The sequence below is a fragment of the Reyranella sp. genome, from assembly GCF_965249915.1.
GTDB lineage: Bacteria > Pseudomonadota > Alphaproteobacteria > Reyranellales > Reyranellaceae > Reyranella.
This window is the reverse complement of the sequence record NZ_OZ252257.1, coordinates 4,119,409-4,138,998: the sequence shown is the minus strand read 5'-3', so window position 1 is coordinate 4,138,998 and position 19,590 is coordinate 4,119,409. Positions and strand designations below refer to the sequence as shown.

The window sequence follows — 19,590 nt, the reverse complement described above, 5'->3', positions numbered from 1 at the left end:
ATGGATTCCATCGAATTTGTTAGCGACCAGCCCGGGCTTGGAGGACGCACGGCGAGCGAGGCCGCGAGGACGCCGCCGTTGCTCTCGGTGGCGGATCTCACCGTTTCGTTCAAACGGAACGACGTCTGGCATCCGGTCGTGCGAAACGTGGGCTTCCAGGTCGGTCCCCGCGAAACAGTCGCCATCGTCGGCGAATCCGGTTCCGGCAAGAGCGTCACAGCCCTGTCGATCATGCGCCTCGTGCCGAAATCAAATGGCCGGGTCCGCGGCAGCATCGAGCTGGCCGGTCGCGAGCTCCTGACCTTGCCGGATGGCGAGATGCAGCGGGTGCGCGGCAACGAGATCTCGATGATCTTCCAGGAGCCGATGACCAGCCTGAACCCGGTCCTGACCGTCGGGTTCCAGATCGCGGAAGCCTTGCGCTGCCATCGTGACATGTCGGTCACGGAAGCGAGGGCGGAAACCATCCGGCTGCTCGACAGGGTCCGCATCCCTTCGGCGGCGTCACGCTTCAAGGACTATCCGCATCGCTTCTCGGGCGGCATGCGTCAGCGCGCGATGATCGCCATGGCGCTGGCCTGCCGCCCGAAGCTTCTGATTGCCGACGAGCCCACCACGGCGCTCGACGTGACCATCCAGGCGCAGATCCTGGAGTTGATCCGGGAGCTGCAACAGGAAGAGGGCATGTCGGTCCTCTTCATCACCCACGACATGGGCGTAGTGGCCGAGATCGCCGATCGCACGGTCGTGCTCTACAACGGCGAGCAGGTCGAGACCGACGACACGAACCGCTTGTTCTCGGCGCCGTCACATCCTTACACCCGGGCCCTACTGGCCGCGGTGCCCCAGCTCGGCTCGATGGCCGGCAGTGCACGCCCGAGACGCTTCCCGACGGTGGACAAGACCACAGGTCTGGCCGACGCGCCCGAGGAAGCGCCCGATACAGTCGCGACGGGGGAGCGTCCCCTGCTGGAAGTCTCGAGCCTGACGACCCGCTTCGATATCCGTTCGGGCCTCTTCGGTGGACTGTCCGGTCGTGTCCATGCCGTGGAGAACGTCTCTTTCAGCATCCAGGCCGGCGAGACACTGGCTTTGGTCGGCGAGTCGGGCTGCGGCAAGTCGACAATCGGGCGCTCCATCGTCCGCCTGATCGAGCCGCGAAGCGGCGCGATCAGAGTCGACGGGCAGGATGTGCTCGCGCTGAACGGCCGTAGCCTGCGAGAGATGCGCCGCCACATGCAGATCATCTTCCAGGATCCCTTTGCCAGCCTCAATCCGCGTCAATCGGTGGGCGCGGCGATCGCCGAACCCTTGATCGGTCATGGCATTGCAGACCGGGCGACGGCTGGCGACCGCGTGGCCGAGCTTCTGACGCGAGTGGGCCTTACCCCCGACATGGCCTCGCGGTTTCCGCACGAATTCTCCGGTGGACAGCGCCAGCGCATCTGCATCGCGCGTGCCCTGGCGCTGCAGCCCAAGCTGATCATCGCGGATGAGTCGGTTTCCGCTCTCGATGTCTCGATCAAGGCTCAGGTGATCAACCTGATGCTCGATCTTCAGGCCGACTTCGGCCTTTCCTATCTCTTCATTTCCCACGATATCGCCGTGGTGGAACGCATCAGTCACCGGGTTGCCGTGATGTATCTCGGCGAGATCGTCGAGATCGGTCCGCGTCGATCCGTATTCGACAATCCCCAGCACGCCTACACGAAGAAACTCATGGCGGCGGTTCCCATTCCAGATCCTGCGCGTCGAGGGGTGAGGAGGGGCGTTGCAAGCGACGAGATTCGAAGCCCCGTGCGCCCGCCGGACTATGTGCCGCCGACGCGCCGGTATCGCGAAGTCTCTCCCGGCCACCTCGTGCAATGCTGAACACGGATCGTGGGCCTTCGAATGCCGATGGGGGCGGCGCGGCTATTGGCGTCGCTGCAGGGGGCGGCGGGCCAGCAGTGCCAGGATGGCGGCGCCGAGAGCCGACTTGAGGACGGCGCCGACCAGGAATGGCGTGATGCCAAGGCCGATCGCCTTGTCTGCTCCGATGATCGTGGCAAGCCACATCGCGCCGAGCACGAGGCACGCTGCATTGCCGGTCAGCATGGCGGCGAAGGAAAGAAGCGGCCGCTGGCCATTCCAGCCCCGCTCGACCAGCCAGCCGCAGAGCGCTGCGGCAATCGGAAAGGCAAAGAGATATCCCGCTGTCGGTCCGGCGAAGCGGTGCAGCCCGGCGGAGCCGCCGGCGAGCACCGGCAATCCCAGCGCGCCTTCGAGCAACCAGGCGATGACGGTCAGCGTACCGAGGCGCCACCCGTAAAGTGCGCCGATCAGGGTCACGGCGAAGGTCTGCATGGTGACGGGCACGGGCACCATCGGCACCTGGATGTACGAGGACAGGGCGAGCAAGCCCGTTCCGAGGAATACGGCCCCGACCTTCCAGGCGAGTGGCTGGACGGCAAGACCGAGAGGATCGAGTGCTGGCTTCAGGGATTGCAGTTCGATGTTACGCACGGAGGACTCCAGAAAAAGTCGAGGCGCATCGTTAATAATCTATGGCATCGGAAACAAGCAGCGATCGGCTTGATCATCCTGCGTGCGTGACGCGTGCAATCCCGGACGGGATCGCCTCCAGCAGAGATAACGTATAGGCCTCACACGTCGGTCGGGGGCTGGCCATGATGAACCAGACGTCGGCCGTGTCGGCGGCCAGGGCCTGGGCCGCGTCGGATTCGCCGCCGGCATAGATCGTCGGCCGCGCCCGATAGCGGCCGACCGGTCGGATCTGGTAGTCGCTGAACTGGAAGTGTCGGTCCGAGAAGGTGGTTCGCTGCCCGCTGAGAAGAGATCGGAAGATCTCGATCCATTCGCGGCCGTAGGCATACCGGTCGTCGTGATCGGCGAAGGCGATGCCGGCGCGCGCGAACTCCGGCTTGAGCCAGGCGTTCACGAGGTTGATGGCGAAATGGCCGCGGCTGATCTCCTCGATCTGGCTGGCCATCTTCGCCAGGACTACGGGATGGAAGAGATACGGCTTGATCGCGGCGATGATCTCGATCCGTTCGGTCACCGCGGCCAGCGCGGCGCTGGCTGTCCAGGTCTCCAGCTGGTCGCGCTCATCGTCGCGCGGATTGAGAATGTGCTGGGCGACGAGGGTGGACTCGAAGCCGAGCGCCTCGGCTTCCTGTACCAGGCGCTTGTTTCTTTCCCACGACGCATCCGGCGGATCGCCCGGGTGAAAGAACGATCCCTAGGCGCCATAGACCTGAGTCCAAATGCCGAACCGCGGCCTGATATTGTCCATGCGAACCGATCCCTTGCTGTCATCGGCGAAGGAAACAGCTTCCACCGGCATCTCGATGCTAGGTGCTGGACCGGGAGGGGAGGTGTCGAATATGCAGGTTTATCGAGGATATCCGGTTGTCGACGCAGGCAAGCGGAAGAGATTGCTTCCCTTCGGCTGCGCCAAGGCGCTCACGCGGGCTCGTATTGAGCGGGCATCAGATGTCCGCTTGTAGGGCAGGAGGGCGCTGCGTATGAGAGTCCGATGCTGCAACCGAAAATCACACAAGTTGCTCCGGATATCGATCCGATCGCCGTCGCCCGGGCGCGGCGCGGATCGGCCGGCGGCTTGTTCCAACGCTTCGATCTCCAGACCCGACTCCTCCAGCGCAGTCTGGTGACGCTGTCGGCTGATCCCGTGGCAGGCGCATCTCTGGCAGCGGCCCTTGAGAGCGGGTTACAGAAGAAGCGCGCAGGCGAGTATGTAGGCCTCCTGATCTTCTCGGGCTTCGAGGCGCTCGTCGGCGCGGAAGCCGGCGTCGCGCCGGGCACGCCGCCCTTTCTGGTGCTGGGCCTGCGCAGCTATCTCGATATCGATTGCCTCGCCGGCACGGCCTGCATCGTCGGCGATGCATCGCCGGAAGATCTGCTGCGGCCGCAGGAACGCCGGCGCGATCTGTCGCGCGTGGCCACCGCGGCGACCTGGGTACAGGACGCCTCGCAAGCGGAGCACGCAACGCGGGTCGGGCTGATCCAGGATGCCATACGCAACGGTGAGGCCGAAGGCGCCGTGCTGTCGATCGGTCTCTCCAAGGCGACGGCAGCCGATCCCTTCGATATCTATCGCGCCTGCGTCGCGCGGAACCCGTCCCCCTACGGTTACGTGCTCAACGTCGGCAATTTCCATCTCGTGGGCAGCTCGCCCTTGTCCTTTGCGCGCATCGAAGGCGATCGTGTCATCGTCGAGACCGATGCGGGGACGCGTCCGGTAACGGGCGATCCGAACACCGACGCTGCAGCCGAAGCGCAGTTGCGGCAGAGTGCCAAGGATGCGGCGGAGCACGACGTCGTCGTTCAGGCCGAACTCGATGCGTTGAGAACCATCGCCGCCGGCGGTCAGATCTCGGTGCCTGTATCGCGTGAGGTCCGTCGCTTCTCCCATGTCATGCATCTCTACACCGTGCTGGAGGCGAGGCTCGGCGCCCCCGGCGCTGTTGCCCAGGCCTTGATGGCCCTGGCGCCGGCGGCAGCTGTTTCGGGGCGACCGAAACCGTCCGCCGCCCGGCTGGGACTTCGGGTCGAAGGTGCCGTGCGAGGGCCTTACGGTGGCTTCGTCGGTCTGATCGACCGGCACGACGATGCCGACCTCGCTGTGGTGATCCGGTCGTTGTGGATCTCGAACGGTATCGCCAGTCTGCGCGTCGGCGGAAAGGTGGTGGCGGGCTCCGATGCCGCCGCCGAGTACGCCGAGGCCCTGTCGAAGGCGCGGTTTCTCGTCGAGGCGGTAGAGCAGGCCGAGGGAAGCGGGTCATAGCAGCTTCCTCGGAAGCCCAAGACGCTGCGCGAGGCTGACGACGCGGCTCTGGACCAGGACGCACGGGCAGGAAGCTTTGGAGCGCCCACCCAGCGGCGCTGACGACAAGGAGCAGCGCCAGGACGGCGATTTCTTCACCACGGACGAGCGGTACGAGCGCACGGACGAATATCTCGATGTGGTTCGCAAGGTCTGGACGAGCGAGACGCCGTTCGATCACTATGGGACGTACTATCGCTTCGAGGGCGCCCTCTCGACCGTGAAGTCGGGGCAGAAGCCGCAGATTCCCGTCTATTTCGGCGGCGCCTCGGATGCGGCGATTGCCGTCGCCGGCAAGCATGCCGACATTTGTGCCCTGTGGGGCGAGAGCCACGCTCAGGTGCGCGATTTCATCGCGCGTGTCCGGTCGGCGGCGGCGAAGCATGGCCGCTCCCCGCGCTTCAGTCTCTAGCTGCGCCCGATCATCGCCGAGACCGGGGAGCAGGCCTGGAAGCGGGCGGAAGAAATCCTGGACCAGGCAAGGGCGCTTCTCGACAAGACGGGCCTCCGCCGCGCGAGCGCGCCGGCGAACTCGGGGGCGTTGCGTCTCCTCGAGGCCGCCGCCCAGGGCGTTCGTCTCGACAAGCGCCTGTGGACCGGCATGGCGGCGCTGACGGGCGCGCGCGGCAATTCGACCGCGCTGGTCGGCACGCCCGAACAGGTCGCCGACGCCCTGGCGGACTACTACGACCTGGGTGTCACCACGTTCCTGATCCGTGGCTTCGATCCGCTCAACGACGCCATCGAGTATGGCCGTTCGCTGCTGCCGGCGACCCGTCACCTGCTGGCGGGGAAGGCGGGCAGGCGTGTCGCTGCCGAGTAGCCATCAACTCCTGCTTCATCGTGGCGGTTGCTGCTGCAGAAACTTCTTCGCAGTGCTCGAACTTTGACAAAGCAATCCATGGATTGCTGGCGCGATCTGGCGCATTTCTGGACCGTCGAAAGACCGCGGGATTTGAGGAGCAGCTTGCGCCGCGTCACCAAGTGCTAAAGCGTCACGATACGTTCGTGGGCTCCGCTACGATGGACGAGACAGCGATGACCCAGCCCCTTCTGCCGCCCCTCCGCTTCACCTGTCGACGCGGCATGTGCCGCATGAGCTGCCGACTCGCCTGAGCCGGACCCAAGTCAAAGACAGTTTTTCGTGAGACCAGACCGGCTCCTCAAGGGCCGGAGGAGCGGAGCCATGTCCGAACCCTTCATCGTCGAAATCTGGGGCGAGCCTGCGGGCATCGTCCTGCGCGAAGGCAACGCCTTTCGCTTCCACGCGACCGCCCGTCCGTTCTTCGAGCTCGACGGCACACAGTTCACCACCCCCGGCCACGCCCGCCTCGCCGCCGCCCGGCTGGGGCGCGGCCACGGCCGCACTTCTCTCTCTCATTGATCGACAGCGCAGGGACATATCATGACAACCCGAAAGAGCCTGCTTGCCGCCGCCGTGATCGCGGCCGGCCTGATGTCCACCATCGTTGCCGTTCGCGCCCAGACCCCTCCGGAGGTCGTGCTGACCAACGTGTCGTACGATCCGACGCGGGAGCTCTACAAGGCACTCAACGAAGCCTTCACCAAGGAATGGCAGGCCAGCGCGGGCCAGAAGGTGACGATCCGCACCTCCCATGGCGGTTCGGGCAAGCAGGCCCGCTCCGTGATCGACGGGCTCGAGGCCGACGTCGTCACGCTGGCCCTGGCCGGGGACATCGACGCCATTGCGCGTGAATCCAAGCGCCTGCCGGAAAACTGGCAGAGCCGCTTGCCGAACAACAGCTCGCCCTACACCTCGACGATCGTCTTCGTCGTGCGCAAGGGCAATCCCAAGGGCATCAAGGACTGGCCCGACCTCGTGAAGGAGGGCGTGTCGGTGGTGACGCCGAATCCGAAGACGTCGGGCGGTGCGCGCTGGAACTACCTCGCGGCCTGGGCCTACGAGCTCGATCGGACGAAAGGCGACCAGGCGGCGGCGCGCAAGTTCGTCGAGGCGCTCTACAAGAACGTGCCGGTGCTCGATTCGGGCGCCCGCGGGTCGACGACGACCTTCGCGCAGCGCGCTGTGGGCGACGTGGCGATCTCCTGGGAGAACGAGGCCTTCCTGATCCAGCAGGAGTTCGGCGCCGACAAGTTCGACATCGTCGTCCCGCCGTTCTCGATCCTGGCGGAACCGCCCGTGTCTCTCGTCGACGTCGTCGTCGACAAGCGTGGGACGCGCAAGATCGCGCAGGCCTATCTCGACTTCCTCTATTCGCCCGCGGCGCAGAAGATCATCGCCCGCAACTTCTACCGGCCTTCCAAGCCGGAGGCGGCCGATCCCGCCGACCTCGCGCGCTTTCCCAAGCTGAAGCTGGTGACGGTCGACGAAGTCTTCGGCGGCTGGACGAAGGCCCAGAAGGAGCACTTCTCCGACGGCGGCTTGTTCGACCAGATCTACAAGCCGGGAAAGACCGCGACGCGATGAGCGTCGCGGCTCTCCGCGGCTCGACGTCGATCCCCCGAACGTTCCGGGAGCCGAGCGCCTTGCCCGGCTTCGGGCTCACGTTCGGATTCGCGGTCAGTTACCTGTCGCTGATCGTCCTGCTGCCGCTGGCCGTGCTGCTGGCCCGCGCCGCCGATCTCGGCCTCGACGGGATCTGGCGCGTCGCCACCACACCGCGCGTGCTCGCGGCGCTCCAGGTGAGCTTCTTCATCTCGGCCGCGGCGGCGCTGGTCAATGCGGTGTTCGGTTCGATCGCCGCCTGGGTACTGGTACGCTACGAGTTCCCCGGCAAACGCCTGCTCGATGCGGCGATCGATCTGCCGTTCGCCCTGCCGACCGCCGTGGCCGGTATCGCGCTTGCCGCGCTCTACGCCACCAATGGCTGGATCGGCTCACTGTTTGCGCCCTGGGGGATCAAGATCGCCTTCACGCCGTGGGGAATCCTGGTGGCGCTGATCTTCATCGGCATGCCCTTCGTCGTGCGGACCGTGCAGCCCGTCCTGCAGGACCTCGATCGCGAGGTCGAGGAAGCTTCGGCGACCCTGGGCGCCTCACGCGCGCAGACCGTGTTCCGGGTCGTGCTGCCGGCGCTGTTGCCCGCCCTGCTGACGGGCGTGGCGCTCGCCTTCGCGCGAGCGGTCGGGGAGTACGGTTCGGTGATCTTCATCGCCGGCAACATGCCCTTCGTGTCGGAGATTGCGCCCCTGCTGATCGTCACCAGGCTCGAGGAGTTCGACTATGCCGGCGCTGCCGCGATCGCCGCGGTAATGCTGGCGATCTCGTTCCTGGCGCTGCTCGCGATCAACGGCCTCCAGGCCTACAGCCGCCGCCGGCTCGGCCATGCGTGACGGCGTCCTCACCGAGAGCAAGCCGGTGCGCTGGGCCCTCGTGGGCCTCGCGGTCGTCTTCCTTGCCCTGTTCCTGGTGCTGCCGCTGGCCGCCGTCTTCACCGAGGCGCTGCGGCGTGGCGCAGGGGCGTTCCTCGAGGCCTTTGCCGATCCCGATACGCAGGCGGCGATCCGGCTCACCCTGCTGGTCGCGGCCATCGCCGTGCCGCTCAACCTCGTCTTCGGCGTCTCGGCGGCCTGGGCGGTCGCCAAGTTCGAATTCGCGGGGAAGAGTCTTCTCGTCACGCTGATCGACCTGCCGTTCTCCGTGTCGCCGGTCGTGTCGGGCCTTGTCTACGTGCTGCTGTTCGGCGCCAAGGGACTGCTCGGGCCGATGGTCGAGGACTGGGACTTCAAGATCGTCTTCGCCGTGCCGGGCATCGTGCTGGCCACCATCTTCGTCACCTTTCCGTTCATCGCGCGCGAACTGATTCCGCTCATGCAGGAGCAGGGCACGGCGGAAGAGGAGGCGGCGCTGACCCTGGGCGCGTCCGGCTTCCGGACATTCCTTACCGTCACCCTGCCCAACGTGCGGTGGGCGCTGCTGTACGGCGTGCTGCTCTGCAACGCGCGCGCAATGGGCGAATTCGGCGCGGTGTCGGTCGTCTCCGGCCACATCCGCGGCCTCACGAACACCATGCCGCTTCAAGTGGAGATCCTTTACAATGAGTACAACTTCGTCGGCGCTTTCGCCGTCTCCACGCTTCTGGCGGGACTCGCCCTCGTTACCCTCGGTGCCAAGTCGCTCCTCGAGTGGCGATACGGCGACGGGCTCGCACGCACCCGCCGCCACTGATCGCCCGGTGGCCATCGCGATCCGAGCCCAGGGGCTGGCCAAGTCCTTCGGCGGCGCCACCGCCGTGTCCGGCCTCGACCTCGTCGTGGAGCCAGGGGAGCTGCTGGCGCTGCTTGGCCCCTCGGGGTCGGGCAAGACCACGTTCCTGCGGCTGGTCGCGGGGCTGGAGACGCCGACTGCCGGCCGGATTCTGTTCGGCGACGAGGACGCCACGCATCTCACCGTGCAGGAGCGGCGGGTCGGCTTCGTCTTCCAGCATTACGCCCTGTTTCGCCACCTCACCGTGGCCGAGAACATTGCATACGGCTTGCGGGTGCGCGCGCGGCGCCTGCGCCCGCCGGACGCGGAGATCAGGCGCCGCGTGGCCGACCTGCTCGACCTCGTCCAACTCCCGGGCCTCGACCGGCGCCGCCCGGCGCAGCTGTCGGGCGGCCAGCGTCAGCGGGTGGCATTGGCGCGCGCGCTGGCCGTTGAGCCGCGCGTGCTCCTGCTCGACGAGCCGTTCGGGGCACTCGACGCGAAGGTGCGTCGCGATCTGCGTCGCTGGCTGCGGGAAGTGCATGAGCGCACCGGCCATACGACCCTGTTCGTGACTCACGACCAGGAGGAGGCGCTGGAACTCGCCGACAGGGTCGCAATCTTCAACAAAGGCGGGATCGAGCAGGTCGGTACTCCCGACGACATCCTCGACCGGCCCGCAACGCCGTTCGTCGCGGGATTCGTCGGCGAAGCGGTGCGCCTTCCCGTCGACGCGGCAGGGACGTGGATTCGCATCGGTGACCATCAGGTTCGGACGCCCGGCGAGAACATCGCCGGGCATGCGGAACTCTTCGTGCGCCCTGGCGATCTCGTCCCGGCGGACGATCCCGCAACGGCGATACCGGCACGGGTGATCGCCGTCCGCCGCAGCGGTGCGGCCCGGCGAGCCGAGCTGCTGCTGGCAGAAGGGCTGCCGAGCGTCGAGATCGAGCTGCCGGCCGGCCACGGTGCGAGCAAGGGCGACATACTGCCCGTCTCGCTCGCCACCTTCCGCCTGTTCACGTCGCGGTGAGGCCATGCCGACGCTCGCCCTGCATGTCGTCGATCTGAGGCGCCGCTTCGACGGCGCGGAACCGTCCTGTGTCCTGGAGGCGGTGCTGGGCGAGGTCTTTACCCGCCGCATCGCCGTCGTCTCCTCGTTCGGCGTCGATTCAGCGGTCTTGCTGCACATGGTGGCGGCAATCGACCCGGCGACGCCGGTGCTGTTCGTCGACACAGGTCGGCACTTCCGGGAGACACTGGAGCATCGCGACCGGGTGGTGCGGCAGCTTGGGCTGAGCGACGTGCGCAGCGTCGGGCCGTCGCCGGAGGAAGTGGCGCGGCTCGATGCCGATCTCAGCCGCGCGACCTGGGATCCCGACGGCTGCTGCGCGTTCCGCAAGATTGCCCCGCTGGAGCGTGCGCTGGCGGGATTCGATGCCTGGATCACCGGTCGCAAGCGCTTTCAGGCCGCGACGCGCAGCGAACTGGCGGTGTTCGAGGTCGACGGCGAGCGGGCCAAGATCAACCCGCTGGCGCACTGGAGCCCGGCGGACATCGATGCCTATGCGGCACGTCACGACCTGCCGGCCCACCCGCTGGCGAGCCGCGGCTTTCCCTCGATCGGTTGCGCGCCCTGCACTTCGGCCGTGCTCGAAGACGAGCACGGACGCGCGGGGCGCTGGCGCGGGTTCGAGAAGACCGAGTGCGGCATTCACCGGCCTGCCGCCCGATCGGCAACCACCTTGCAATCCGTGAAGTGAGAGTACGCTCGATGTGCCCGCCTGCCGCCGCCCACGCGGCCAAGATCAAGCATTCCGACCAGACCATCCGCAGCGCCGGCCTGTCGCCGCATCTGCAACGGCTGGAGGACGAGGCGATCCATATCCTGCGCGAGGTGGTGGCCGAGTATCGAAAGCCGGTGATGCTCTACTCCGTGGGGAAGGATTCGAGCGTCATGCTGCATCTGGCACGCAAGGCCTTCTATCCTGCGCCGCCACCCTTTCCCTTCCTCCATATCGCCTCGGGCTGGGATTTCCAGGCGTTGATCCAGCACCGTGACCGGATCGCGGCGGCCTACGGTCTCGAGCTGCTCGTACATTCGAACGAGGAGGCGGCGCGTGCCGGCATCAACCCTTTCGACACCGAAACCGGCGAATATTCCCGGCTGATGCTGACCGAGGCCCTGAAGGACGCGCTTGACCTGCACAGGTTCGACGCGGCGTTCGGCGGCGGCCGGCGCGATGAGGAAAAGGCCCGCGCCAAGGAGCGCATCTTCTCGCTGCGCGCCTCGGGCCATGTCTGGGATCCGCGCAACCAGCGGCCGGAACTCTGGCGGCTGTTCAATACGCGGTTGTCGCCTGGCGACACGATGCGCGTTTTCCCGCTCAGCAACTGGACCGAGCTGGACGTCTGGACCTACATCCAGGCCGAGGCGATTCCCATCGTGCCGCTCTATCTCGCGGCGGAACGCTGGGTCGTCGAACGCGACGGCGCCGTGATTGCCGTCGACGACGAGCGCATGCGCTTCCTCGAGGGGGAGATGACGGTCAAGCGGCGGGTCCGCTTCCGCACCTTGGGATGCTGGCCTCTCACCGGCGCGATTGCTTCTGAAGCGACCGACGTACGCGGTGTCATCGCCGAGCTTCTCGATGCGCGCTCGTCCGAGCGGCAGGGCCGCCTGGTCGATGCCGCCTCGCAGGCTTCCATGGAACGCAAGAAGAAAGAGGGATATTTCTGATGCCCGACGCGCTTGCTCCTCCCGCCAACGACGCGCTCCCGCTGCAGACACGCAGCGAGCTGCGTTTCCTGACCTGTGGTTCGGTCGACGACGGCAAGTCGACCCTGATCGGCCGGCTCATCAGCGACACGAGCGGGCTGCCCGACGACCTGATCGAGGCGTTGCGCGACGATTCGCGCCGCTTCGGCACGACCGAGGACGAGTTCGACTTCGCCCTTCTGCTCGACGGCCTGGAGGCCGAGCGCGAACAGGGCATCACCATCGACGTGGCGTACCGCTTCTTCTCGACGCCTCGACGCGCCTTCGTCGTGGCCGATACGCCTGGCCACCAGCAATACACGCGCAACATGGCGACGGGCGCCTCGAACGCCGAGCTGGCGGTCCTCCTGGTCGACGCCCGCAAGGGGCTGGTCGAGCAGACGCGCCGGCATGCCGCGATCGTCTCCCTGCTGGGCATTCGCCACGTCGTTCTGGCGGTGAACAAGATCGATCTCGTCGACTATGCCGAAGCCCGCTTCCGCGAGATCGAAGCGGCTTTCGCCGCGTTTGCCACGCCTCTCGCCTTCCATTCGATCGTGGCCATCCCCCTGTCGGCGCGTCTGGGCGACAATGTGGCTTCACGCAGCGCCCGCACGCCGTGGTTCGCGGGCCCGCCGCTGCTTGAGCATCTCGAGACGGTCGAGGCCGATCTCGACGCCGCGGACGCGCCGCTGCGCTTTCCGGTCCAATGGGTCAATCGCCCGAATGGTGATTTTCGCGGCTTCGCCGGCACCGTTTCCTCGGGCCGCGTGGCGGTCGGGGATCCGATCGTCGTCGTCGGCTCCGGCCGCACGAGCCGGGTCGCCCGCATCGTGACTTTTGACGGCGACCTGCCGTTCGCCGTGGCTGGCCGCTCGGTGACGTTGACCTTGGCCGACGAGATCGATCTCGTCCGTGGCGACGTGATCGCAGACCCTCGGCGACGGCCCACCGTCTCGCGCCGGTTCGCCGCCGACCTCGTCTGGATGGACGAGACGCCCGTGTCGGCGGGCAAACGTTTTCTGCTGAAGATCGGGACCGCGACCGTACCCGCTGCTGTGACCCGCGTCGCCGATACGCTCGACGTCGAATCGCTTCGACGCGATGACTCGAACCGGCTCGATCTCAACGCAATCGGTCGGGTGGAGATCGAGGCGACCCAGCCGGTCGCCTTCGATTCATACGCCGACAACCGCCAGACCGGTGCCTTCATCCTGATCGACCGCTCGACATTGCGGACGGTGGCCGCAGGCATGGTGACCGAGGGGCTCGACGGCGCGAGCGACGTGCATCGTCATGCCGAGACGGTGACACCCGCCGCGCGGGCCGCGCTCAAGGCCCAGCAGCCGCTGGTCGTGTGGCTGACCGGCCTTCCGGGATCGGGCAAGTCGACGATCGCCAACATCGTCGAGAGCAAGCTCGCTGCGCTGGGACGACAGACCATGCTGCTCGACGGCGACAATCTCCGGCAGGGTCTGAACGCCGATCTCGGCTTCGATGCCGCCGCTCGCTCGGAGAACGTGCGCCGGGTGGGCGAGGTCGCGAAGTTGATGGCCGATGCCGGGCTGATCGTCATCGTGGCCCTGGTCTCGCCGTTCCAGGCCGATCGCACGCGCGCCGCCGCGCTGCTGCCGGAAGGGCGCTTCCTCGAGATCCACGTCGATGCCCCGGCCGAACTGTGCCGCCAGCGCGATCCCAAGGGACTTTACGCCAAGGCAGACGCGGGCAAGCTCGAGAACCTCACCGGCAGCGACCAGCGCTACGAGTCGCCGGAGGACCCTGCGCTGGTGCTGCCGACGGGCGAGCTGTCGGCCGAACAGGCCGCCGAGCAAGTGGTGTCGCTGGTGCTGGCGCGAAGCGTGAGCTGAGGAAAGGACGTCGGGCGATCGAAGCACGAGTTGCTTGATCGCATCGGCGGGGTGTACCGACCGGACCTCGTGCAAGCGCCGACTCTGCACTTGGGCGACTCCGTGCCGCCGGCCGCCACCGTCGAAGAAGATGTTTCCGCGCGCGTCCCGATCTTTGGCTTTCCCAACTATTTACGGCACGCCCCGTTGGGCCGATGCTCGTATCACGATGAACAGCAATGCTTCTTTCGATCTGTGCGAGTGTAGCTGTCGCCGCTGAGCGCCGGCAACGCATCCGTCGTTGCATCGATGCGCCGTTCATTACCCTTGCGTCCTCCGGAGTACCCCATGTCCCTCATTCCGACTCGTCGTCGTCTTCTTCACGCCGCCGCGGTGACCGGCGCTCTCCTGCCGGCGGGCGTGCTGGCGCGCGCCTTGGTCGGCGGCAGTGCGACGACCGAGTTCGATCCGGCGATCTGCCGGGCCTCCTTCGGCACGCCGGTGGTGTTGCCGGAGAAGCGGGCGCTGAAGCTCACCTGGAATGCCACGGCGATCTGCACCGTGGGCGTCGCGGTGGCGAAGGAGAAGGGCCACTTCGAGCGCCACAATCTCGACGTCGAGCTCATCAACTTCGGCGGCTCGACCGACCAGTTGCTCGAAGCCATCGCCACCGGCAAGGCCGATGCCGGGGTGGGCATGGCATTGCGCTGGTTGAAGCCGTTGGAAGGCGGGTTCGACGTCAAGATCGCGGCCGGTATCCATGGCGGCTGCATGCGCCTGTTTGCGGCGCCGAACAGCGGCATCACCAAGATCACGGACTTCAAGGGCAAGGCCATCGGAATCACGGATCTCGCCGCTCCCGACCGCAACTTCTTCTCGATCATGCTGCACAAGGCCGGCATCGATCCGAACAAGGAGGTGGAGTGGAAGGTATTTCCCGGCGACGTGCTGCCGGTCGCGCTGAAGAAGGGCGAGGTGCAGGGGTTCTGCCAGGGCGATCCGCTGGGATGGATGGCACGCGAGCGCGACGGCCTCACCGAGATCGCCAACAATCTGACCGGCGAGTTCGCCCATCGCACCTGCTGCGTCCTCGGCGTGCGCGGCAACCTGATCCGCCAGGAGAGGCCGGTGGCCGCGGCGCTGGTCCAGTCGCTGCTCGAAGCCCAGGAATGGGTGGCGCTCAATCCCGAGGCCGCCGCCGCGGTCTTCGCTCCCTACGCCAAGGCGCCGGTCGATCAGCTGGTCGCCATGCTGAAGAGCCATACGCATGATCACAATCCCCTGTCGCAGGACCTGCGCGACCAGATCGCCGCCTATGGCCGCGAGCTGAAGCAGGTCGCGGTGTTCAAGCAGAGCACCGACATCGACAAGTACGCCGCGCGCGTCACTGCCGACGTTCTGTCCTGAGGAGACGCGGGTGACCACGATCGTAGAAGCGGGGCCGCGCAAGCTGCGGGTCTCCGTTGTTCCGGACGAACCGCAGCCGCGACCCGCGCTGCTTCTGGCCGTCGCCGGCGTCGGGTGGCTCGCTGTGGGCCTTTTGACACTTCGATGGCCCGACGCGCAGGAACTCGACCGCACGTCGCTGCTGGCGGCACTGGCGCTCGCCTTCGGCGCGATCCAGCTCGCCGCCTATGCCGGCGGCTGGTTGGTCGCGCCGCTCGCTCGAATCGGACGCCTCGCGCCCTGGTTCGCCGTGCTGGCGATCTGGCTCGCGATCTGGGAGATCGTGACGGCCAAGCTCGATCTCCTGCCGTTGCCGTTCTTTCCCTCGCCGCAGGCTTTCGTGGAGGTCTACACCGACGACTGGCGTCGGTTGGGCGATTCGCTGCTGGCGTCGCTGTGGCTGTTGTTCCGCGGCTTCTTCATCGGCGCAGCCGTCGGTTTCTCGGTCGGTGTGGCGCTCGGCTGGTCCAAGCGCGCCGGCTACTGGATCCATCCGTTGATGCGGCTGGTCGGGCCGCTGCCGGCGACGGCCTGGCTGCCGCTCGCCTTCTTCATCTTCCCGACCAGTGCGGCTGCCAGCACCTTCCTGATCGCGCTGGCGACGGCGTTCCCCCTCACCGTGCTCACCTGGTCCGGCGTCGCGGGTGTGCAGACGGCCTACTACGACGTGGCCCGCACGCTGGGTGCCAGCCCGCGCTTCCTGATCTTCAAGGTGGCGATACCGGCGGCGCTGCCGCACGTCTTCGTCGGCCTGTTCATGGGTCTGGGCTCGTCCTTCGCCGTCCTGGTCGTGGCCGAGATGCTCGGCGTGAAGTCGGGACTCGGCTGGTATCTGCAATGGGCCCAGGGCTGGGCAGCCTACGCCAACATGTACGGTGCTCTGCTGGTCATGGCGCTGATGTGCTCGGCGCTGATCACGCTGCTGTTCCGCGTGCGCGATCGGCTGCTCGCCTGGCAGAAGGGGCGCGTCCAATGGTAGCGCTTGCCGAGACGGCGCTGGAGCCGCTGGTCGGAGCCTCGCTCGGGGTCCGCGACATCGATCACGGCTTCGTCCTGCACAACGAGTATCTGCCGGTGCTGGAGGACGTGTCGTTCGACGTGCAGCCCGGAGAGTTCGTGGCCCTGCTGGGGCCCAGCGGCTGCGGCAAGTCCACCCTGTTGCGGCTGGTGGCCGGCCTCGACCGGCCCCGCCACGGTGGGCTCACGGTCGATGGCGTGGAAGTGACGGGCCCCGATCCGTCGCGGGTCGTCGTCTTCCAGGATCCGACGCTCTATCCCTGGCGCACGGTCTGGCGGAATGCCTCGCTGGGACTGGAGGCGCGGGGGCTCCTGAAGCAGCAGCGCAACAGGGTCGACGAGGCGCTGGCGCTGGTCGGACTCGAACGCTTTGCACAGGTCTACCCGCATCAACTGTCGGGGGGCATGGCCCAGCGGGCGTCGCTGGCGCGGGCCCTGGTGAACGATCCGCGGCTGCTGATCCTCGACGAGCCGCTGGGCAAGCTCGACAGCCTGACGCGGCTCACGATGCAGGGCGAGTTGACCCGGCTGTGGCAGGCGCGCGGCTTCACCGTCCTGATGGTGACGCACGACGTCGAGGAAGCCCTGCTGCTCTCCAACCGCGTCATCGTGTTCAGCGATCGGCCGGCCCGTATCCGCGCCGACCTCAAGGTCGACCTGCCCTATCCGCGGCATCGCGATCATCCCGAGCTGCTGCGCCTGCGCCGTGAAGTGCTGGGATTGCTCGGTCTCGGTGGCGACTGGTGACCGCCACCCACGCAAGAGCCCGTCCCAGCGTCCCCAATCTGGACCTGAGCGACAAGGCCATCGACACCGAGATCGCACGGACGCTGGCCATTGCGCTGGCCATCGGAGCCGACCGGCGGCTGAACCAGACGCTGCGAGGCCTGGCCGGAGTGGAAGCGGGAGGGGCGTTCGCCGTCAGCCAGCCCGATCCGGGAGTGTGGCTGACCGTGGAGGGCAACCGTGTCGCTGCGGCGCGGCAGAGGCCACGCGGCGTGGCGCTGGTGGAGCAGGAGGCGCTTCGCGCCAACGGTCAATCGATTGCCAACGCGATGGTCAGCGCTCTCCAGCGATCGACGGCGCTCGCCGATGCAGCGAGGCTCGTCCGCCCGCTGTTGGGGCCAGCCGAGGTGCCGTCGCGGCAGCAGTTTGCGGCCCTGCTGCCCTGGGTGCCGGCGCTCGAGCAGGTGGCCTACAAGACGGCGGCGTCGATCGCCGTGACGCTCGATCTGTTGCGCCCGTATGTCGTGCCCCGGCAGCCGGGCGGCTTGCCGGTCCAGGCAAATCTGCTTCGTCAGTACTGGCAGCGCATGCACTCGGCCGCGCAGTTCCTCCTCCTCTCGTCGGATGTTGCGGCCAGGCCGTGGCTGGGCGAGATGGCATCGCAGTTCAACTGGATCAACTGGACGCCGACCTTCACCTTGCTGCGCGAGCGCACGACGTGGATGGCGGCTTGCGCGGCCCGGTCCGCCGCGGCGTTCGGCGAGCCCGTGGTCGAAGCCTATCTGGCGAAGCTCGCGGTGGAACATCACCCGTTCAAGGTCTTCGATTGCCTCTTCGGATTGGCGTCGATTGCGCTTGGCAGTCCATCCCTCGTGCATTCGATCGCGACCGAGATCCGGATGCTTCAGCGCCTGGGCGAAGCCCGCGGTACGTCGCTCTCGCCCTACACCCGACAGTCCTATGCCGACGTCATCGCGCTGCTCGGGAGGATGGACTCGTGGGCGGCGGGCGGCGTGGAGGAGATCGAGGCGCTCGGCTGGATCGCGGAAGCGCCAAGCGGGCTCGCCACCGAGGCTGCGCTGCGAACCGATCCGGCGAGCATGACGCGATCGGGTCACCTCCTGGGGTTCGTGATCCTGCCCACGGTGTTCGCGACGCCGCTTGCCGAGTTCCATCCCGACCGCAGCGTGCTTCCGAGCACGCGCGCCTCGATGCCGACGGAGGTGGTCGCCCAGGTCCTGCACGGAACCTGGAGCGGCCAGGCTTCGCCGGCCAGCCATACGCTTCACTGATGGCCTCCAGGCAACGCCTCGCCATGGACGAGAGGGCCGCTCCATGAAATCGCAAGCGGGGAAGAAATGGCTCCAGCTGCGGCGATGTACCGGGTCGCATCATTGACCATCGACGCCACGACGGAGAGCCGCGCCGGGGGAAGGCAGAGAACGATCCCAAGCTGTGCGCCGTCGTACGAAGAGTCCGCAGAAGCGGTCGTGTGATCACCGCGGAGTCGTGCCATGAAAGGAAAATCGACCGTTGACGTCCTGGCCGTGCGTGTCTGCCATGCCGTGAAATCGGTGCGGGGAGACAGTCAGGCCTGGATCAGGCTTGATCTGCTGCAAAACGAGTTTGGCCAGGAGAGCCAGATGGCGATCGATGCCGCCGTTGCCTTCGCGGCCGCCAAGGGGTGGCTCGCCATCGGCGGCGCCCCCGCGCACAGCGTGTTGCTGACGCAGGGCGCGCCCTGAACGCTACGTCTGCTTCGGCGCCGCGCTCGCCTCGTCGAGCCGGTCGAGCCAGTCGTTCACCAGCGCGGCGAACAGAGGTTGCTGGTCGATCGGCAACCCGTGCTCGGCCCGATCGAGCACGACATGGGTGGAGCGCGTGAACCTTGCCGCGAGGCGCCAGGCGTCGCGAAAGCCAACACTCGAATCGTGCCGGCCGGTGACGACGAGGCTCGGACCGTCGAACGGTTGCGTCATGTCGTCCACGTCGAAGGAGAACGTGTACCGCGCCGCATCCTGACGAATCGGTTCAAGGAAGCGGTGGTCCGCCGCCGCCTGCGCGGGCAGGACGGTGTCGTGCATCTTCTCGCGCAGGGCTTGGACATAGGCAGGCGTCTGGATCAGCACGTCGCCCGGCGCCATGCCGTCGTCGGCCGAGACGGCGTCCACTGCCGCCGCGTCGACGATCAGCGAGGCGACGGGGTCGATATCCCGCAGGTCGTCCTGGGGAACGACCAGTGGCGCCCGCAGAAGGATGCCGTCGATCGAGCCGGGGATTTTCGCCAGAAGGCCGCGCGCCAGATAGCCGCCAGCCGACGTGCCCGCCAAGGTGAAGGGCCGGTTGCCGAAGCGGTCGGCGATGAAGCGGATGAGCGCCGCGAGCATGCCGTCCATGTCGACGATGCCTTCCTCGGCGGGACTTCGTCCCATGCCCGGCAGGTCGAGATAGTGGCGGTGCCAGGACGGCCGGCTTGCCGGCCGAGCCGCGAAGATCGGCTCATAGGTCCGCATCTCGTCGCGGTGGTCCATCGTCCAGCCATGGACGAAGACGATGTCACGGCCTTCGCCTTTGCTTGTGCTCCACATCATGCTCTCTGCAGATCGATTGTCGTGAAAGAACGGGTAAGGACCCTCGCTTCCGTCCGGGATAGCAAGTCTTGAGGGATCAGTGCGCGTGCGCCATAGGAAAAGCCCAAGTCATCTTGAGTGCAGCGATGGACCTTTGATCAGGGTTGCCAGCTCGATGCGCCTTGGAAACTTCTTCCGTTTTCGGTCCTCCA

Annotated in this window: 17 protein-coding genes and 2 pseudogenes; 16 read left to right on the top strand and 3 right to left on the bottom strand. The window is 66.9% G+C overall.

Translation table 11 applies throughout. The features are described 5' to 3' along the window. On the top strand, positions 1–1,872 hold the full coding sequence (locus ACP15H_RS20560; protein WP_425068003.1) for a dipeptide ABC transporter ATP-binding protein: 1,872 nt from the start codon (positions 1–3) through the stop codon (positions 1,870–1,872). A 42-nt stretch (positions 1,873–1,914) separates the two neighbouring features. Here the strand turns inward: ACP15H_RS20560 and ACP15H_RS20555 are convergent, their stop codons facing one another. Together ACP15H_RS20555 and ACP15H_RS20550 are read right to left on the bottom strand one after the other, a co-directional pair. Beyond that, complete coding sequence (locus tag ACP15H_RS20555) at positions 1,915–2,505, bottom strand: biotin transporter BioY (RefSeq protein WP_425068002.1); 591 nt, start codon at positions 2,503–2,505, stop codon at positions 1,915–1,917. A 154-nt stretch (positions 2,506–2,659) separates the two neighbouring features. After that, positions 2,660–3,295: pseudogene (locus ACP15H_RS20550) on the bottom strand (LLM class flavin-dependent oxidoreductase); the annotation flags it as partial. A gap of 243 nt (positions 3,296–3,538) precedes the next feature. Between ACP15H_RS20550 and ACP15H_RS20545 the strand changes: the two are divergent. The 15 genes and pseudogenes from ACP15H_RS20545 to ACP15H_RS20475 all read left to right on the top strand — a co-directional run bounded on the left by ACP15H_RS20545 (position 3,539) and on the right by ACP15H_RS20475 (position 18,553). Beyond that, on the top strand, positions 3,539–4,807 hold the full coding sequence (locus ACP15H_RS20545) for a chorismate-binding protein (RefSeq protein ID WP_425068001.1): 1,269 nt from the start codon (positions 3,539–3,541) through the stop codon (positions 4,805–4,807). Between the two features lie 91 nt (positions 4,808–4,898). Then, positions 4,899–5,669 (top strand): annotated as a pseudogene (locus ACP15H_RS20540) (LLM class flavin-dependent oxidoreductase); the annotation flags it as partial. 363 nt (positions 5,670–6,032) lie between these two features. Beyond that, positions 6,033–6,230 (top strand): hypothetical protein, encoded by a 198-nt coding sequence (locus ACP15H_RS20535; protein WP_425068000.1) that lies wholly within the window; start codon positions 6,033–6,035, stop codon positions 6,228–6,230. Between the two features lie 21 nt (positions 6,231–6,251). Beyond that, the gene (locus tag ACP15H_RS20530) at positions 6,252–7,295 is read left to right on the top strand and encodes a sulfate ABC transporter substrate-binding protein (RefSeq protein WP_425067999.1); all 1,044 of its coding nucleotides are present in this window, start codon (positions 6,252–6,254) and stop codon (positions 7,293–7,295) included. Further along, complete coding sequence (gene cysT / locus ACP15H_RS20525; RefSeq protein WP_425067998.1) at positions 7,292–8,161, top strand: sulfate ABC transporter permease subunit CysT; 870 nt, start codon at positions 7,292–7,294, stop codon at positions 8,159–8,161. The genes ACP15H_RS20530 and cysT overlap by 4 nt, the downstream gene beginning before the upstream one ends. Further along, entirely contained in the window at positions 8,154–8,996 is an 843-nt protein-coding gene (cysW, locus tag ACP15H_RS20520) for a sulfate ABC transporter permease subunit CysW (protein WP_425067997.1), read from the top strand. The genes cysT and cysW overlap by 8 nt, the downstream gene beginning before the upstream one ends. 13 nt (positions 8,997–9,009) lie before the next feature. Beyond that, positions 9,010–10,047: a sulfate/molybdate ABC transporter ATP-binding protein gene (locus ACP15H_RS20515; protein WP_425069938.1), complete on the top strand. Its 1,038-nt coding sequence runs from the start codon at positions 9,010–9,012 to the stop codon at positions 10,045–10,047. A gap of 4 nt (positions 10,048–10,051) precedes the next feature. Beyond that, complete coding sequence (locus ACP15H_RS20510) at positions 10,052–10,777, top strand: phosphoadenylyl-sulfate reductase (RefSeq protein ID WP_425067996.1); 726 nt, start codon at positions 10,052–10,054, stop codon at positions 10,775–10,777. A gap of 11 nt (positions 10,778–10,788) precedes the next feature. Next, on the top strand, positions 10,789–11,754 hold the full coding sequence (gene cysD / locus ACP15H_RS20505) for a sulfate adenylyltransferase subunit CysD (protein WP_425067995.1): 966 nt from the start codon (positions 10,789–10,791) through the stop codon (positions 11,752–11,754). Beyond that, entirely contained in the window at positions 11,754–13,640 is a 1,887-nt protein-coding gene (gene cysN / locus ACP15H_RS20500) for a sulfate adenylyltransferase subunit CysN (RefSeq protein ID WP_425067994.1), read from the top strand. Before cysD ends, cysN begins: the two co-directional genes overlap by 1 nt. Positions 13,641–13,967: 327 nt before the next feature. Next, positions 13,968–15,026 carry an ABC transporter substrate-binding protein gene (locus tag ACP15H_RS20495; protein WP_425067993.1) on the top strand — a complete coding sequence of 353 codons (1,059 nt, stop codon included), beginning with the start codon at positions 13,968–13,970 and terminating at the stop codon, positions 15,024–15,026. Positions 15,027–15,069: 43 nt separating this feature from the next. Further along, positions 15,070–16,044: an ABC transporter permease gene (locus ACP15H_RS20490; protein WP_425069937.1), complete on the top strand. Its 975-nt coding sequence runs from the start codon at positions 15,070–15,072 to the stop codon at positions 16,042–16,044. Continuing rightward, a complete protein-coding gene (locus ACP15H_RS20485; RefSeq protein WP_425067992.1) occupies positions 16,038–16,829 on the top strand; it encodes an ABC transporter ATP-binding protein in 792 nt (263 codons plus the stop codon). Before ACP15H_RS20490 ends, ACP15H_RS20485 begins: the two co-directional genes overlap by 7 nt. Next, positions 16,826–18,100 (top strand): hypothetical protein, encoded by a 1,275-nt coding sequence (locus tag ACP15H_RS20480; protein WP_425067991.1) that lies wholly within the window; start codon positions 16,826–16,828, stop codon positions 18,098–18,100. Before ACP15H_RS20485 ends, ACP15H_RS20480 begins: the two co-directional genes overlap by 4 nt. A gap of 222 nt (positions 18,101–18,322) precedes the next feature. Further along, entirely contained in the window at positions 18,323–18,553 is a 231-nt protein-coding gene (locus ACP15H_RS20475; protein ID WP_425067990.1) for a hypothetical protein, read from the top strand. Positions 18,554–18,556: 3 nt separating this feature from the next. On the opposite strand, the gene ACP15H_RS20470 is transcribed toward ACP15H_RS20475, so the two are convergent. Next, positions 18,557–19,399, bottom strand: a complete 843-nt coding sequence (locus ACP15H_RS20470; protein ID WP_425067989.1) for an alpha/beta fold hydrolase — start codon at positions 19,397–19,399, stop codon at positions 18,557–18,559. Between the last annotated feature and the right edge of the window lie 191 nt (positions 19,400–19,590).